Raw genomic sequence first — 15,370 nt, 5'->3', positions numbered from 1 at the left:
ATTAGACTACTGAATCTGGCGGTAGACGCCTACAACTTTTCCAAGGATGGATACAGTTTCAACGATGATTGGATCCATAGAAGAGTTTTCAGGCTGCAGGCGGAAATAATTTTCTTCCCGGAAGAAGCGTTTGACTGTTGCTTCATCTTCTTCAGTCATCGCAACAACGATATCACCATTGTTAGCAGTTTGCTGCTGCTTGACGATTACATAGTCACCGTTGAGAATGCCGGCTTCAATCATACTTTCACCCATGATTTCAAGCATGAAGATATGATCGTCATCGGTGCCGTAGGACTGAGGCAAGGGGAAATATTCCTCAACATTTTCAATTGCTGTGATTGGCTGGCCGGCAGTTACTTTACCAATTAATGGAACGTGCAGCACCGGGCTTTTGTCGATAAGCGCCTCATCAGTGGATATAACTTCAATAGCTCTTGGTTTTGTCGGATCACGGCGGATCAGTCCTTTGCTTTCCAGCCGGGCCAAATGGCCATGGACTGTAGAACTTGATGCCAGTCCAACTGCCTCGCCGATTTCACGGACGGAGGGTGGATAACCCTTTTCACGCACTTCATCTTTAATGAAAGTCAAGATATCTTCCTGGCGTTTCGATACTTTCTTCAACAGTTTCACCTCTTTTATTTGAACTTCTTATTTTTCTAATTTTATTATATCAACTTGGGTAATGAAATGCAAACATAGGTTCGAATTTTGCCTTGACAAAAACACGTGTTCGCATTATTATAAGAACATACATTCCGAACACATATTCTAGGAGGAGATTTTAATGGCTTACATTCGTAGAAATTCATTTGTTTTCCTATTTTTCACTTTGGTACTTATCCTTTCATTTTATTCCGCACTCTCCCATAATAGTGAAGAAGCCCATATGGTCCAGCTTAAAATCGAACAAGGGGACACCTTATGGACGCTTGCCGATGAATACAGCGGCAATATACCACATCACGAATGGATTGATGAAATAATGAAAGAGAATAAATTGAGTGCACCGGTCATCACAGCAGGACAAACAATAAAAATTCCTGATGGGCAGCTGGATTATGCGCCGGACGGCACCTATAAACTGGCGAGTGATTCCGAATGACAAAAAAAGCTTTTATTTATTGCCGTGTGAGCACGGATAAAGAAGCACAGGAAACCTCGCTTGACCGGCAAGAAGAGGAATTGCTTACATTTGCGTTCGAACAAGGCTATTTAGTGGAAAGGGTTTTCCGCGATCAGCACAGTGGATATGAAATGGACAGGGATGGTTTGCTGGAAATGCTGAACAGCATCAAAACAGAAAAATTGGATGCTGTATTTGTACAGGATGAAACACGCCTTGGCAGAGGCCATGCCAGAATCGCATTGCTTCATGTCATGAAAAAGTATGGCGTCGAAGTTTATACCTTATCAGATAAAGGGCAGATTGCTTTGAATGATATGGATGATATGGTGCTGGAAATACTGGCCATCGTCGAAGAATACCAACGGAAGATACATAACGCCAAGATTAAACGTGGTATGAGGCGGGCGGTCGAAAACGGCTACAAGCCTGAGAAGAATCTGAAAGGCAAGGGCAATCCCCAGGGAAGGGAGAGGCTCGAACTTCCGTTGGACCAGATTGTCAGCCTGAAGAACAGCGGTCTGACTTTCCATGAAATTGCGGTGACTCTTGAGGGATTTGGCTATAAGGCCAGTAAAGCTACTGTCCACAGACGTTACAGGGAGTTTCAGAAAATCTCCCAAAACTAATTTCTTGCAACTGCCTTTCAATTTTTATACCATTATGAAAGAAGAAAGGCGGATGTATATGTTAATACCTGAAAAAATGAACCGAATCAATGAACTTGCCAAAAAGTCGAAAACTGACGGCTTATCAATAGAAGAAGCCAAAGAACAAAGTGCTTTAAGACAGGAATATCTTCAAACATTCCGTAAGACGATGAGAGGCACAATTGAAAACGTAACAGTAATAGATCCTAACGGAAACGATGTAACTCCGGAAAAGGTCAAAAATAGCCGGGAGAATAAGTATTTGAATTAATACTTATTCTCTTTTTCGTTGTATTCTTTTCTATTGTTGACTAAACTAGAAAGGGAGTAAATTTTTGTATCAGAGAGGATGTTACGATGTCGAACCATACAGATCAACTAGCAGTAACAACAATTCGCACACTATCTATTGATGCGATTGAAAAAGCAAATTCTGGCCATCCTGGCTTGCCGATGGGCGCAGCACCAATGGCATATACATTATGGACGAAACACATGAACCATAATCCGAAAAACCCGGATTGGTTCAACCGTGACCGTTTTGTCTTATCAGCAGGACACGGCTCAATGCTACTATACAGCCTGCTTCATTTAAGCGGGTACGGTCTTGAAATGGATGAAATCAAGAATTTCCGTCAATGGGATTCTAAAACTCCAGGACATCCGGAGTATCACCATACTGTCGGGGTAGAAGCGACTACAGGTCCACTTGGACAGGGAATCGGCATGGCTGTTGGTATGGCTATGGCAGAAAAACATTTAGCCGCTACTTATAATAAAGGTAATATGAATGTAGTCGATCACCATACGTTCGCTTTATGCGGAGATGGAGATTTGATGGAAGGCGTCGCAGGTGAAGCGATTTCACTAGCGGGCCACTTGAAGCTTAACAAATTAGTTGTTCTCTATGACAGCAACGACATTTCACTTGATGGAGACCTCAGCATGAGCTTTTCAGAAGATATCCGTAAACGTTTCGAATCATACGGATGGAATTATCTTCGAGTGGAAGATGGCAATGAATTGGACGACTTGTCAGAGAACATTGCGAAAGCTAAACAATCTTCCGACAAACCGACATTGATTGAAGTGAAAACTGTAATCGGTTATGGTGCACCTAATAAATCCGGTAAAGCGGATGTTCACGGAGCTCCGCTGGGCGAAGACGAGATGAAACTTGTTAAGGAATATTACGAGTGGACTTTCGACCAGGACTTCCATGTACCGGAAGAAGTATATGAAACTTTCGAAAAAGCCACAGATGAACTTGGCGGCAAAGCGGAAGCTGAATGGAATAAATTATTCGAACAATACGAATCAGAGCATCCGGAATTGGCTGCACAGTTGAAAGCGGCCATTCAAGGAGATCTTCCTGAAAACTTTGAAGCGGAATTCCCTGAATATGAAGTCGGGAAGAAACAAGCGACTCGTTCTTCATCAGGTGATATGGTCAACGCGATCGCTAAAACTGTGCCATCCTTCTTCGGAGGAAGTGCCGATTTGGCTGGTTCGAACAAAACGAATATCAAAGGCGGCGGCGATTTTGATGCGGAAAACCCATCAGGACGCAATATTTGGTTCGGTGTCCGTGAATTTGCAATGGGAACAGCATTGAATGGTATGGCGCTTCACGGAGGATTGCACGTATTCGGCGGAACGTTCTTCGTATTCAGCGACTACGTTCGACCGGCAATCCGTTTGTCAGCTTTAATGGGCTTGCCTGTCACATATGTATTTACGCATGACAGCGTGGCTGTTGGTGAAGACGGTCCGACTCACGAACCTGTTGAGCAATTGGCATCGCTTCGCGCAATGCCGAATCTGAATGTAATTCGTCCAGCTGATGCCAACGAAACAAAACAGGCATGGAAATTGGCTCTTACAGCTAAATCCCACCCTACATTACTGGTTCTTTCCCGTCAGGATCTTCCTGTACTGGAACAGACTGGGGAACTTTCGGCGTCAGGCGTTGAAAAAGGCGCTTATGTGATTTCAGGCGTTGAGAATCCACAAGCTTTATTGCTTGCGACAGGTTCTGAAGTGAGCCTTGCTGTTGAAGCGCAAAAACAATTGGCGGAAGAAGGTATTTCCGTATCTGTTGTTTCCATGCCATCATGGGACCGCTTCGAGAAGCAGGATAAGGAATACAAGCAATCCGTTATTCCACCAACTGTCAAGAAACGTCTTGCTATTGAAATGGGCTCGTCTTTCGGCTGGGATCGTTATACCGGAGATGAAGGTGATGTCCTTGCAATCGATCGTTTCGGAGCAAGTGCTCCAGGGCAGCGCATTATGGAAGAGTTCGGATTTACTCCGGAAAATGTGGCAGCTAAAGTCAAAAAGTTAATCAATGAATAATAAGTTGCGGGAGCGATATTGCTCCCGCTTTTTCTTTTTTTCTTGTTATGGTCAGTAAGCTTTTTTTATAGTATAATTTTCTGGGTGTACTATTATATTTAAGCAACACGAGGGAGGTAATAAATTTGGATACATGGATCTGGATCGTAATCGTGATTTTCGCTTTGCTCGCAGGTGTTGCTCTTGGATTCTTCATCGCACGCCGTTACATGATGAAATATCTGCAAGACAATCCACCGATTAACGAAGAAATGCTCCGCATCATGATGATGCAAATGGGACAAAAACCATCACAAAAGAAAATCAATCAAATGATGACTCAAATGAATAAAGCATCTACTAAGCCTGATAAAAAAGTTAAAACGGCTAAAAAATAAAAGCACTCAGCCGAGTGCTTTTTTTGTATGGAATATTTATATATAATAATATTATGTCTACTTATAAATGATTTAAAAGAAAACTTCCTGCTCTCAGAAGTTTTCTTTTATCATTTTATTAAGCTATTCCACTGTGGTAGGAATGATAGTTTCCGAGATTTTTCCGGCAGGGTTGATGCCATGGTCACGGAGAAATTCAGAAACAGTTTCCTTATATTCGGCAGGGTTTTCATTGAACGATTGGGCATGTGCGCCTTTTTCGAACAACTTCAAAGCTTTCGGACCTTCTTTTATCTCGTGCATCTCGATGCTCATTTCCGGAAGGACGAAATCGTCAGGCAAACTATGGATGAAAAGAACAGGCTTTTCGATTAGTTTGACTGCTTCACGCGGAGAAACGGTACTGATATGATAGCCGTCCCGCAATTTCATGAAAAATCCGGCCAGCTTTAAAGCGAGCGGTGTCTTCAACGGTGTTGTCGTTTGCATGACGTGGAGCACCTGTTCTGATATATCCGAGTAGCCGCAATCGGAAATGTAAAACGCTGCATCATCCCGCATTCCCGCATAAAGCAGAGTGGTTGCGGCTCCCATGGATTCCCCGTGAATGCCAAAGACCAAGTCAGGACCTACATGCTCTTTCAGCATATCGGCCACCGCTTTCAGGTCAAACTTTTCGTAATGTCCAAAACTGGTCGTTTTGCCGCCTGAACCGCCGTGGCGCCTATGATCATAGACCACCGAATTGAAGCCCATTTCCTCAAACATGCGAGCGTATTTGAATGAGTTCACTTTTGTTTCAGTCACACCATGGCAGATGATGACATAATGCTTGGTGTCATGAGGTTCGAGGAAAATAGCATGTACATTGTAGCCGTTTTCTGATTCAATCCAGCGTTCTTCTTTTTTTACATTGGCATACCAAACTTCATCGTAACGCTTGGCTGAGGTTTCACGCTCCAGTATCAGCTCTTCATCCTTTTTCTTTACATACATAAGCCGATTGCTGGCAAGGATTCCTGCAGCAGTCGCCAATATTGTAAACGTGCTTGAAATTGCAGCTGATACCTGAAGAATTCGTTTTCTCATAGCCAAAGCTCCTTTAAGTCCGGTTTTTGTATAAAGTATACATTCCCGTATTAACCGGATTTGACACATGGGGTTCGATTTTTTTAATCGCTTTAGACAACAGATCTAAGTCTATTCCGGTTTCAATACCCATGCGGTGAAGCATATTGACTACATCTTCTGTGGCGACATTGCCGGTTGCGCCTGGCGCAAATGGGCAGCCGCCTAAACCTCCGGCTGATGTATCGAAGCGGTCGACACCTGATTGCAGCGCGGCGAAAATATTGGCCAATGCCATTTTACGTGTGTCGTGGAAATGGGCAGTAATCAATGTTGTCGGAAATTCTTCGTTCAGCTTTTTGAACAAAAAATAGCTCTCAGACGGGTTCGCCATGCCGATCGTATCGGCAACACTCAATTCATCGACACCCCAGTCAACGAACTGACGGCATAAACGGATGGTATCTTCCGGCTTTACGGCGCCTTCGAACGGACAGTAAAACGCGGTAGATATACAGGCTCTGACAAAAATACCCTCCTCTTTTAATTTAAGGATCAGCGGTTTTAACGCTTCCATGCTTTCTGCTGTGGATTTATTGATATTTTTCTTATTGAAAGAATCGGATACGCCGACAAAAACGGCAAGTGCGTCGGCACCAGCTTCACGGGCAGCGTCGATGCCGCGTTCGTTCGGTGTCAGCACAAATTGACGGCCCATTTTTTTGGTGCCGGCCACGATTTCTTTTGAATCCGCCATTTGCGGCACCCATTTAGGTGACACAAAAGAAGTCAATTCCATTTCTTCCACGCCGGCTTGCTGAAGTCCTTCGATAAACTGCAATTTATCTTCAGTGGCCACAAGCTGCTTTTCATTCTGTAAACCGTCACGCGGTCCGACCTCGATAATCGTAACTTTTTTTGGTAAACTTAACATAGTATCCCCCCTGATTCCATTGTATCTATGCGGGGGATAAAAGAGCAACCAGTTTCAATCAAACAAGGGGGAAAAGGAAAATGTCACAGGAAATCGTTATAGTAAGTGCAGTGAGAACTGCTGTTGGAGCATTCCAGGGGAGTTTGAAAGATGTATCGGCCACGGAACTCGGGGCTATCGTTATAAAAGAAGCAGTAAATCGTGCAGGTTTGAAACCTGATCAAATATCAGAAGTAATCATGGGTAACGTTCTGCAGGCGGGCTTAGGCCAAAACCCTGCGCGCCAGGCGGCCATCAATGCCGGTTTGCCGCAAACGGTCCCATCGATGACAATCAATAAAGTTTGTGGTTCCGGCCTGAAATCGATCCACTTGGCTTACCAGGCAATTTTTGCCGGCGATGCGGAAATCGTTGTAGCCGGCGGGATGGAGAATATGAGCCGTGCACCTTATCTGCTTGAAAACGCGCGCGGCGGCTTCCGCATGGGCGATCAGAAAGTTGTCGACAGTATGATTTCAGATGGACTGACATGTGCGTTTAACGATTACCATATGGGCAATACTGCTGAAAATCTTTGTGATATGTACGAAATTTCACGAGAAGAGCAGGACAAATTCGCAGCGCGTTCGCAGGCTAGAGCAGCTGCAGCGGTTGAAGCGGGCAGGTTCCAGGATGAAATAGTACCTGTGGAAATTCCGCAGCGCAAAGGGGATCCTATTGTTTTTGCGGAAGATGAATATATCAAAGCTTCTTCTACAGAAGAAAAACTCGGCAAATTACGCCCGGCATTTAAAAAGGATGGCAGTGTGACAGCTGGAAACGCTTCTGGCATTAATGATGGTGCTGCCGCAGTTGTCGTAATGACAAAAGCGAAAGCGGATGAACTTGGTTTGACACCTCTCGCAACTATTGTGGCAAATGGCAATGCGGGAGTAGATCCGGCAATTATGGGTATTGGACCGGTTCAGGCTGTCAAAAATGCTTTGGCAAAAGCAGATATGGCACTGGAAGACATCGAATTGATCGAGGCGAATGAAGCATTTGCCGCTCAATCAATAGCAGTTGACCGCGAATTGAAATTCAATCACGATATATTGAATGTCAACGGTGGGGCTATTGCAATTGGACATCCGATTGGAGCAAGTGGAACGCGCATTTTTGTTACACTTTTGCACGAAATGCAGAAACGTGACGCAAAAACGGGATTAGCGACCTTGTGCATCGGCGGGGGCCAAGGAGTTGCAACAATCGTAAAACGCCCTTAAGGAGTTGGTTCTATTGGCAAAAAAGGAAAGTCAGGACAACCTATTGTTTAATGATGAAGTACTGGCGAAACTGAAAGATACTAAAAAAGCGTTGCAGGCTGAAGAACAGCAGCGACGGGAAGAAGAGGATGCCAAACGACTTTTTGAAAAGAAACAGCGTGAGAAAAATATGTCTTTCGCTGAACTTTTAGAAAAGCACGGCGACCAAGGCGGTAAATATTAATAATCAATCCATTGTCCCGGAGTATGCATCTGCAGCTCCGGGATTTTTTTGATGACTAAAAATTTTCGGCATAGAACACTTGCAAAGTATTTCTAAATAACGTACGATTACCAATGGATTTAAATCAAATGTTCGTGTATAGGAGTGTTAATGATGGAAAATGTATTTGATTACGAAGATATTCAGTTAGTTCCTGCAAAAGCGATTGTTAATAGTCGTTCAGAATGTGACACATCAGTAAAGTTTGGTGGCCGCAGTTTTAAACTGCCGGTTGTGCCCGCCAATATGCAGACGATCATTGATGAAAAAATAGCGATTTACCTTGCGGAAAATGATTATTTTTATATACTTCACCGGTTCAAGCCTGAACAGCGCATTGATTTTGTAAAGGAAATGCAGAATCGGAATCTTTTTGCGTCAATAAGTGTAGGCGTAAAAGAGGAAGAATACAGCTTCGTCAAACAGTTAGCTGAAGAAGGATTGGTGCCGGAATATATTACGATTGATGTGGCGCACGGCCATTCCGATTCGGTCATCAATATGATCAAACACATAAAAGAACTGCTGCCGAATAGTTTCCTGATTGCAGGTAACGTTGGTACGCCGGAGGCAGTCAGAGAGTTGGAACATGCCGGGGCTGATGCCACGAAAGTCGGGATTGGACCTGGGAAAGTGTGTATTACAAAAATCAAGACAGGCTTTGGAACCGGAGGCTGGCAACTGGCTGCATTGAGACTATGTTCTAAAGCGGCCAGCAAGCCGATTATCGCCGATGGAGGAATCCGTACGCATGGTGATATCGCAAAATCTGTACGCTTCGGAGCCTCTATGGTGATGATTGGGTCACTGTTTGCGGGACATGAAGAATCTCCAGGAGAAACAGTGGAAAAAGATGGTGTTTTATTCAAAGAATATTTTGGATCCGCTTCTGAATTCCAAAAAGGGGAAAAGAAGAATGTGGAAGGTAAGAGGATGTATGTGGAATACAGAGGATCGCTGCAGGACACATTGACTGAAATGGAGCAGGATCTGCAATCATCCATCTCGTATGCGGGGGGCGACAAATTGGAAGCCATCCGCTATGTTGATTATGTAATCGTTAAAAATTCGATTTTCAATGGCGATAAGGTGTATTGATTGGTGGAATCCAGGAGAAATGAATAAACCGCCGCGGCAAGAGCAGGTTGACTCCTCTTGCCGCGGCGGTTTTTTAGTTGTACAAGCTTTCAATCAGCCTTTGGTGGCTCGACCATTAACTTTACCGTTTCTTTGTCGGATTCAGTTGGCATTTCAAATTGATGACTGTATTTTTCATGCCCTTTGCCGGTAATGACGACCCAATCGCCTTCTGAACTGCTGTCTATCGCATCTTTAATCGCTCTTGTGCGGTCCATCTGAATGATCCCTTTTTCGTTGCCGTACCGGTCATTCAGTTCATCATAATGTAAACGCATTTCGGCAGCAGGCACGGAATTCAAATCATCAGTGGTGATAATGTACCGATCACTCATCTTTGAAGTGATTTCAATCATTTCCCGCCTTTTTGAAGAATCCCGGTCGCCCCTGAAACCGAAAATATGTGTGATCCGGTTGGCACCCGCTTCTTGAGCGGTCGTAAGACAATGGTATACAGCATCAGGAGTGTGCGCATAGTCAACGATAATAATAACCCCGTTTTCTGTTTTTGACGTTTCAAATCTTCCTTCAACACCCGGGAATTCTTTGATAGTGGATAGGATGGCTTCTTTGTCTATGCCGACAGACAAGGCGGCTGCATATGCCATTAAGGAATTATAAATGTTATGGATGCCTGCCATAGGCGACTGGATTATGGTTTCCTTCCCGTCTGCCAAACGCAGGGTAGAATGTTCCGTGTCAAAAGATTCTATGCGGAGTTTACTGCCATGATTCTCACCGATGCTCCAGACATCTCTGCCTTTTGCCCTAAGCTCACCGTCCAGCTTTTCACCCCATTCATCATCAATATTGATGATTGCTGTTCCTTCTGGCTTCAAATGTTCGAACAGAATCGCTTTAGCTTCATAATAACTTTCCATAGACCCGTGATAATCGAGGTGTTCGTGGTGAAGATTCGTAAACAGACAGACATCAAATTCAATTCCTTCAATGCGATGTTGGATTAGTCCGTGTGAAGAAACTTCCATCACGACCGCATCGTCTGTGCTTTTTGCGAGCAATTTTTGAAGAATCAGCGAACTGGGAGTGGTATTGGCACTTTTTATCGAAGCTCCATTGACGATATTTTGGATTGTACCCATGACAGAGCATGAAATACCATTTTTCTCAAGAAGATGTTTTACAAGATAACTGGTTGTTGTCTTGCCGTTTGTACCGGTAATGCCGATCATCAACTTGCGGTTTGAAGGGTTGCCGTAAAAGTTTTTGGAAAGGATCCCCAATGCTATCCGCGCATTTTCAACCTGGAGGTAGGGGACCGGCAAATCTTGCAGCGGCTGTTCGCCGACTATCAGTGCCGCACCTTTTTGGATGGCATGTGGAATATGGTTGTGGCCGTCATCTTTGTAGCCTTTTATGGCAATAAAAACAAACCCCTCTTCGACCTCCTGGGAGCTGTCAGCTAAACCTTCTATAACTAGGTCATTTAAATCATCTGCTATGTTGTTTTGGATTATAAGTCCTTCAATAAGTTGGGTTAGTTTCATTAGATATGCTGACCTTTCTATCGATAATTTTTTACACTCAGCTTATCTGGGGTGGCTGGATATTTTCTGGTTGTATGTATACATCGTGCTTTAATTATTGAGAGGCAGGGACTAATACCATTACAACATGCATATGAATTGAAACCAAGTAACTTTCGAACTACTACTTTTCTATTATTCGGATAATTCTTACTATTCAGTCTATTATAAAAAGAGGGCAAATACAATTAAAATCGTATCTGCCCTCTGCATTTATTTGGTTTGAAAAATAATTTATTTAACTTACTCCCGATGTTCTTTATATTGAGACTCTTTAGTGATATTTTTTGCAGCTTCAATTTGCTCGAGTGAGACGGCAGTATTATAAGCGTCGATGGTACCGCGGATTTGATCGGGTGAACTCGCGCCTGCCGCTACTGAAGCCACAGTTCTATTTTGCAGCACCGCATGAAGGGCAAGTGCGTTTAAGTTGGTTTCAACAGAAAGGAGTTCTTTGAGGACCGTTACCAGTTCCGACTGGCTATAATCCATATAACCATCAGTATTTTCAGTGCGGATTAAAGCTTCAGAAGTCAGTAAACCTTTCGCCAGTGTTCCTCGAGTCACCACTGATACGCCTGCAGCACCGATCTCTTCAAGTAATTCCTCCGGCCGTCGATCAAGAAGACTGTATTGCATCATGATGGAAGCAATTGCGCTTTTTTTCAAAAATCGTTTAATGACGTTTGGCCGGATGGAAGAAATGCCGTACTCCCGGATTAAGCCTTCTTTTTTCAGTGATTCAAATGCGTCGATTGTTTCATCGGAAGGGTCTGAAATCATTCCGCCGTGCAGCTGATATAAATCGATGTAATCAGTCTTCAGTCTTCGGAGGCTGTTATGCACTTGGTCTTTGATATAATCAGCAGACGGATTCCATGTGACCTCATCTGTGTGGGGATCCCACTGATTACCGACCTTGGTTGCTAAAATTATGTCCTTCCTTTTGCTGCCGAGACAATGCCCCACAATTTCTTCGTTTTGTCCTTTGCCGTACAGATCGGCGGTGTCAAAATAATTTATCCCGAAATCAAGCGCTTGGTCTACGATGGCTTGAGCTTCTTTTGGATCCTTCGGCAAAGACATGCATCCGAGCGCTATTTCACTTACGTTAAGACTGCTTTTACCTAATTTTCTCTTCTTCAATTTGCCTCACCTCATTTTAGAATCATGTTCCTTCTATGGTATACTTTGCGGTAGAAAAACCACAAATGAAACGAGGCGCCTCATGAAAAAATTTGAAGAGAAATCAATCAGTTCAAAACGGATCTATGAAGGAAAAATCATTAACCTTAAAGTGGATGAAGTAACATTGCCGAATGGACATACATCCAAACGCGAATTAATTGAACACCCGGGCGCAGTAGCAATACTCGCAATTACTCCCGAAAAGAAAATCATCATGGTGGAGCAATATAGAAAAGCTTTAGAGCGTTCAATCATTGAAGTTCCTGCTGGCAAACTTGAAAAAGGGGAGTCTCCTGAAACGACTGCGATGCGGGAATTGGAAGAAGAAACCGGATATACCGCGGATTCACTCGAATTGATTCAGTCGTTTTCGACTTCTCCGGGATTTGCGGATGAAGTTGTGCACCTCTTTTTTGCTGAAGGGTTGCGAAAGGCTGAGTCAGGAGCTGCACTTGATGAGGATGAGTTCGTCGAATTGATGGAAGTATCAATTGAAGAAGCGGAAAAAATGATGCAGGACAACCGGATCTATGACGCTAAGACCGCGTTTGCAGTCTTGTGGGCTAAACAACGATTATCAAATGAGAATTAGTATGATTTGCACTTTATAATGATTATAATTAATCGCGGCATGTATCCTTGTAATTGAGAACTGACATTTGATATAATGGAGTCAGTTTGAGGGAGGGCGTCGCATGGAAACCAGGATTGATCGGATCAAAAAGCAACTACATGCTGCGAGCTATAAGTTGACGCCACAGCGCGAAGCGACAGTTCGAGTTTTGTTAGACCATGAAGAGGACCATCTAAGTGCAGAAGACGTCTATCTATTAGTGAAGGATATCGCACCGGAAATCGGGCTGGCTACGGTCTATCGGACATTGGAGCTATTAACTGAATTAAAAATTGTCGATAAAATAAATTTTGGTGATGGCGTATCACGCTATGATTTGCGCCAGGAAGGTGCCGCGCATTTCCATCACCACCTTGTGTGCCTGGAATGTGGGGCAGTGGATGAAATACAGGAAGACTTGCTGGAAGATGTAGAAAGTATTGTAGAAAAACGCTGGAACTTTCAAATTAAAGACCACCGTCTTACTTTCCATGGCATCTGTTGGCGCTGCCATGACCGCAGCTCACAGGATACATCAGAAAAAAGAGGCGATCGAGAGTAACGGCCAGTGATGGCCGTTTTTTTGTTTTTATTTGATTAGAATGAAAGATTTTACTGATGCTGAAGCTTTCGCATAATGGAATTGTGATAAACGAAGGAGGCGGATAAAATGAAATACGCAAAAGATGCATTGGATGATTACCTGCAGTTCTTAAGAGTTGAGAGGCAACTCGCTGCAAATACTTTAATGTCCTATGAGCGAGATTTAAAAAGTTACCTTCAATATTTGAAAGAAGTGGAACAGCTGGATTCCCTGCGCAATGTGGAAAGAGTACATATATTGAATCACCTCAGCCACTTGAAGGAAACCACTATGTCGTCAAGAACTGTGGCCAGGCATATTTCGTCTATTCGCTCTTTCCATCAATTCCTGATAAGGGAGCGTATTGTGGATAAAGATCCGACAGTGCACCTGGAGATGCCGCAAATGGATAAGAAGCTGCCGAATGTATTATCAATAGAAGAAGTTGATGCGCTGATAGAAGCACCGGATACTTCCAAAGCAAACGGCAAAAGAGATCAGGCAATGCTGGAACTTCTATATGCGAGTGGGATGCGGATCAGCGAATGCATCAATCTTGATATGGAAGACGTCAATTTAACGATGGGTTTTGTCCGTTGTTTTGGAAAAGGCGGCAAGGAGCGCATCATCCCACTCGGTAAATCAGCGCTTGCAACTTGCCGTGAGTATTTATCTGGGCCACGCAGTGAGCTAGCAAAAACGGGTGTGGCGACTGATGCATTGTTCATCAACCAACGAGGTAAAAGACTAACGAGGCAGGGTTTTTGGAAATTGCTTAAACAGCATGCCCAAATGGCGGGTATACAGAAAGAATTGACGCCGCATACATTAAGACATTCTTTTGCCACACATTTGATCGAAAATGGCGCAGATCTTCGCGCAGTCCAGGAAATGCTGGGGCACGCGGATATTTCCACTACTCAAATCTATACCCATGTGAGCAAAACACGGTTAAAAGACGTCTATTCTCAATTTCACCCAAGAGCTTGACATAGGTCTGACATCTGACAATATGAGATTATATGTTAGAATATAAATGTAAATAAGGAGGATGTTAAATGACAAATAAAGTTTTTAATCGCATTCATTTAATTGTTTTGGATTCTGTGGGCATCGGTGAAGCTCCTGACGCGGCAGCGTTCGGGGATGCCGGTTCAGATACACTTGGCCATATAGCGGAATCCGTTGGCGGTCTTAACATGCCGAATATGGAAAAATTGGGTCTTGGAAATATCAAAACTGTAGAGGGAATTTCACCAGTTTCTTCTCCAGAAGCTTTCTACGGAAGACTGCAGGAGGCATCCGTCGGAAAAGATACGATGACGGGACATTGGGAGATCATGGGCTTGAACATCGATACTCCGTTTAAAGTGTACCCTGAAGGATTTCCTCCGGAACTGATCGCGCAATTGGAAGAGAAAACAGGTCGTAAAGTAATCGGAAACAAGCCTGCCAGCGGTACAGAGATTCTGGATGAACTTGGTGCTGAGCATATGGAGACAGGGGCGATCATTGTTTATACGTCTGCGGATCCAGTGCTTCAGATTGCGGCTCATGAAGAAATCGTACCTCTTGAAGAGTTATATAAAATTTGTGAAATAGCGCGCGAGTTGACTTTATCTCCTGAATATTTAGTTGGCCGAGTGATCGCACGTCCATTCATTGGTGAAGAAGGTGCTTTCAAACGTACATCTAACCGTCATGATTATGCCCTGACTCCATTCAATCGGACAGTCATGAATGAGTTGAAGGATAATGGCAAAGATGTTATTGCCATCGGTAAAATCGATGATATCTACAATGGCGCCGGTGTGACAAAAGCGCTCCGCACAAAAGATAATGGGGATGGCATGGACAAATTGGCTGCTGTAGCAGGGGAAGACTTCAATGGTTTGAGTTTCCTTAACCTGGTGGATTTTGACGCATTGTTCGGTCATCGCCGCGACCCGAAAGGATACGGTGAAGCATTGGAAGAATTTGACCGTCGTTTGCCTGAAGTGCTTGGAAAGATGGATAAAGATGATTTATTGCTCATCACTGCTGACCACGGCAATGACCCGACATTCCCGGGCACAGACCACACACGCGAGTTTGTTCCATTATTGGCATATTCCCCTAGATTCGAAACAGGGAAAGAATTGGGGCTTGGAACCACATTTGCAGATATCGGCGCAACAATTGCGGAGAACTTTTCCGTGCCGATGCCGGAATTCGGTACAAGCTTCCTATCCAAATTAAAATAAAAAGGCGGATGACATT

The 15,370-nt window shown here is 43.8% G+C and carries 17 protein-coding genes; 12 read left to right on the top strand and 5 right to left on the bottom strand.

Features of this window, described 5'->3' with window-relative positions; translation table 11 throughout:
- Positions 1–6 precede the first annotated feature (6 nt).
- Positions 7–627, bottom strand: coding sequence for a transcriptional repressor LexA (gene lexA, locus AC2Q9J_RS01215; RefSeq protein WP_499036612.1), 621 nt, complete (start codon positions 625–627; stop codon positions 7–9).
- Positions 628–790: 163 nt separating this feature from the next.
- Between lexA and yneA the strand changes: the two genes are divergently transcribed.
- The 5 genes from yneA (at position 791) to AC2Q9J_RS01190 (ending at position 4,514) form a co-directional block, all read left to right on the top strand.
- Positions 791–1,108 (top strand): cell division suppressor protein YneA, encoded by a 318-nt coding sequence (gene yneA / locus AC2Q9J_RS01210; protein ID WP_499036610.1) that lies wholly within the window; start codon positions 791–793, stop codon positions 1,106–1,108.
- Positions 1,105–1,758 carry a YneB family resolvase-like protein gene (locus AC2Q9J_RS01205; protein WP_499036608.1) on the top strand — a complete coding sequence of 218 codons (654 nt, stop codon included), beginning with the start codon at positions 1,105–1,107 and terminating at the stop codon, positions 1,756–1,758. Before yneA ends, AC2Q9J_RS01205 begins: the two co-directional genes overlap by 4 nt.
- 58 nt (positions 1,759–1,816) lie before the next feature.
- Entirely contained in the window at positions 1,817–2,050 is a 234-nt protein-coding gene (locus AC2Q9J_RS01200) for a DUF896 domain-containing protein (RefSeq protein WP_499037322.1), read from the top strand.
- Between the two features lie 86 nt (positions 2,051–2,136).
- Complete coding sequence (gene tkt, locus AC2Q9J_RS01195; RefSeq protein WP_499036607.1) at positions 2,137–4,137, top strand: transketolase; 2,001 nt, start codon at positions 2,137–2,139, stop codon at positions 4,135–4,137.
- Positions 4,138–4,262: 125 nt separating this feature from the next.
- Complete coding sequence (locus tag AC2Q9J_RS01190) at positions 4,263–4,514, top strand: YneF family protein (protein ID WP_084245413.1); 252 nt, start codon at positions 4,263–4,265, stop codon at positions 4,512–4,514.
- Positions 4,515–4,637: 123 nt separating this feature from the next.
- Here AC2Q9J_RS01190 and AC2Q9J_RS01185 read toward each other — a convergent pair whose 3' ends face one another.
- Together AC2Q9J_RS01185 and AC2Q9J_RS01180 are read right to left on the bottom strand one after the other, a co-directional pair.
- Positions 4,638–5,603 (bottom strand): alpha/beta hydrolase, encoded by a 966-nt coding sequence (locus tag AC2Q9J_RS01185; RefSeq protein WP_499036604.1) that lies wholly within the window; start codon positions 5,601–5,603, stop codon positions 4,638–4,640.
- Positions 5,604–5,616: 13 nt separating this feature from the next.
- Positions 5,617–6,516 carry a hydroxymethylglutaryl-CoA lyase gene (locus tag AC2Q9J_RS01180; RefSeq protein WP_499036603.1) on the bottom strand — a complete coding sequence of 300 codons (900 nt, stop codon included), beginning with the start codon at positions 6,514–6,516 and terminating at the stop codon, positions 5,617–5,619.
- An 80-nt stretch (positions 6,517–6,596) separates the two neighbouring features.
- On the opposite strand from AC2Q9J_RS01180, the gene AC2Q9J_RS01175 reads away from it, so the two are divergent.
- The 3 genes from AC2Q9J_RS01175 to guaC all read left to right on the top strand — a co-directional run bounded on the left by AC2Q9J_RS01175 (position 6,597) and on the right by guaC (position 9,141).
- A complete protein-coding gene (locus AC2Q9J_RS01175; RefSeq protein ID WP_499036602.1) occupies positions 6,597–7,781 on the top strand; it encodes an acetyl-CoA C-acetyltransferase in 1,185 nt (394 codons plus the stop codon).
- A 13-nt stretch (positions 7,782–7,794) separates the two neighbouring features.
- Positions 7,795–8,004, top strand: coding sequence for a DUF3886 domain-containing protein (locus tag AC2Q9J_RS01170; RefSeq protein ID WP_499036600.1), 210 nt, complete (start codon positions 7,795–7,797; stop codon positions 8,002–8,004).
- Between the two features lie 153 nt (positions 8,005–8,157).
- Positions 8,158–9,141, top strand: a complete 984-nt coding sequence (gene guaC / locus AC2Q9J_RS01165; RefSeq protein ID WP_499036599.1) for a GMP reductase — start codon at positions 8,158–8,160, stop codon at positions 9,139–9,141.
- 89 nt (positions 9,142–9,230) lie between these two features.
- Here the strand turns inward: guaC and AC2Q9J_RS01160 are convergent, their stop codons facing one another.
- Both AC2Q9J_RS01160 and AC2Q9J_RS01155 read right to left on the bottom strand, forming a co-directional pair.
- Positions 9,231–10,688, bottom strand: coding sequence for a UDP-N-acetylmuramoyl-L-alanyl-D-glutamate--2,6-diaminopimelate ligase (locus tag AC2Q9J_RS01160; protein ID WP_499036597.1), 1,458 nt, complete (start codon positions 10,686–10,688; stop codon positions 9,231–9,233).
- A 282-nt stretch (positions 10,689–10,970) separates the two neighbouring features.
- Positions 10,971–11,873, bottom strand: a complete 903-nt coding sequence (locus AC2Q9J_RS01155) for an aldo/keto reductase (protein WP_499036595.1) — start codon at positions 11,871–11,873, stop codon at positions 10,971–10,973.
- An 82-nt stretch (positions 11,874–11,955) separates the two neighbouring features.
- Here AC2Q9J_RS01155 and AC2Q9J_RS01150 point away from each other — a divergent pair, with 82 nt between their 5' ends.
- The 4 genes from AC2Q9J_RS01150 to deoB all read left to right on the top strand — a co-directional run bounded on the left by AC2Q9J_RS01150 (position 11,956) and on the right by deoB (position 15,354).
- Entirely contained in the window at positions 11,956–12,507 is a 552-nt protein-coding gene (locus tag AC2Q9J_RS01150; RefSeq protein WP_499036593.1) for an NUDIX hydrolase, read from the top strand.
- Between the two features lie 103 nt (positions 12,508–12,610).
- Positions 12,611–13,090: a ferric iron uptake transcriptional regulator gene (gene fur, locus AC2Q9J_RS01145; RefSeq protein ID WP_499036592.1), complete on the top strand. Its 480-nt coding sequence runs from the start codon at positions 12,611–12,613 to the stop codon at positions 13,088–13,090.
- A gap of 108 nt (positions 13,091–13,198) precedes the next feature.
- A complete protein-coding gene (gene xerD, locus AC2Q9J_RS01140; RefSeq protein WP_499036591.1) occupies positions 13,199–14,101 on the top strand; it encodes a site-specific tyrosine recombinase XerD in 903 nt (300 codons plus the stop codon).
- 68 nt (positions 14,102–14,169) lie between these two features.
- Positions 14,170–15,354 (top strand): phosphopentomutase, encoded by a 1,185-nt coding sequence (deoB, locus tag AC2Q9J_RS01135; protein WP_499036589.1) that lies wholly within the window; start codon positions 14,170–14,172, stop codon positions 15,352–15,354.
- The last annotated feature ends 16 nt before the right edge of the window (positions 15,355–15,370 follow it).

This window comes from Planococcus sp. RAB007_Raresut (assembly GCF_057369535.1).
This window is presented reverse-complemented; position numbering and strand designations above follow the sequence as displayed.

Bases quoted from the DNA above. Each gene is read 5' to 3' on its own strand.
- yneA (WP_499036610.1), top strand. From the start codon at position 791: ATGGCTTACATTCGTAGAAATTCATTTGTTTTCCTATTTTTCACTTTG.
- fur (WP_499036592.1), top strand. From the start codon at position 12,611: ATGGAAACCAGGATTGATCGGATCAAAAAGCAACTACATGCTGCGAGC.
- xerD (WP_499036591.1), top strand. From the start codon at position 13,199: ATGAAATACGCAAAAGATGCATTGGATGATTACCTGCAGTTCTTAAGA.
- AC2Q9J_RS01205 (WP_499036608.1), top strand. From the start codon at position 1,105: ATGACAAAAAAAGCTTTTATTTATTGCCGTGTGAGCACGGATAAAGAA.
- AC2Q9J_RS01180 (WP_499036603.1), bottom strand. From the start codon at position 6,516: ATGTTAAGTTTACCAAAAAAAGTTACGATTATCGAGGTCGGACCGCGT.
- guaC (WP_499036599.1), top strand. From the start codon at position 8,158: ATGGAAAATGTATTTGATTACGAAGATATTCAGTTAGTTCCTGCAAAA.
- tkt (WP_499036607.1), top strand. From the start codon at position 2,137: ATGTCGAACCATACAGATCAACTAGCAGTAACAACAATTCGCACACTA.
- AC2Q9J_RS01150 (WP_499036593.1), top strand. From the start codon at position 11,956: ATGAAAAAATTTGAAGAGAAATCAATCAGTTCAAAACGGATCTATGAA.
- AC2Q9J_RS01160 (WP_499036597.1), bottom strand. From the start codon at position 10,688: ATGAAACTAACCCAACTTATTGAAGGACTTATAATCCAAAACAACATA.
- AC2Q9J_RS01200 (WP_499037322.1), top strand. From the start codon at position 1,817: ATGTTAATACCTGAAAAAATGAACCGAATCAATGAACTTGCCAAAAAG.
- AC2Q9J_RS01185 (WP_499036604.1), bottom strand. From the start codon at position 5,603: ATGAGAAAACGAATTCTTCAGGTATCAGCTGCAATTTCAAGCACGTTT.
- AC2Q9J_RS01175 (WP_499036602.1), top strand. From the start codon at position 6,597: ATGTCACAGGAAATCGTTATAGTAAGTGCAGTGAGAACTGCTGTTGGA.
- deoB (WP_499036589.1), top strand. From the start codon at position 14,170: ATGACAAATAAAGTTTTTAATCGCATTCATTTAATTGTTTTGGATTCT.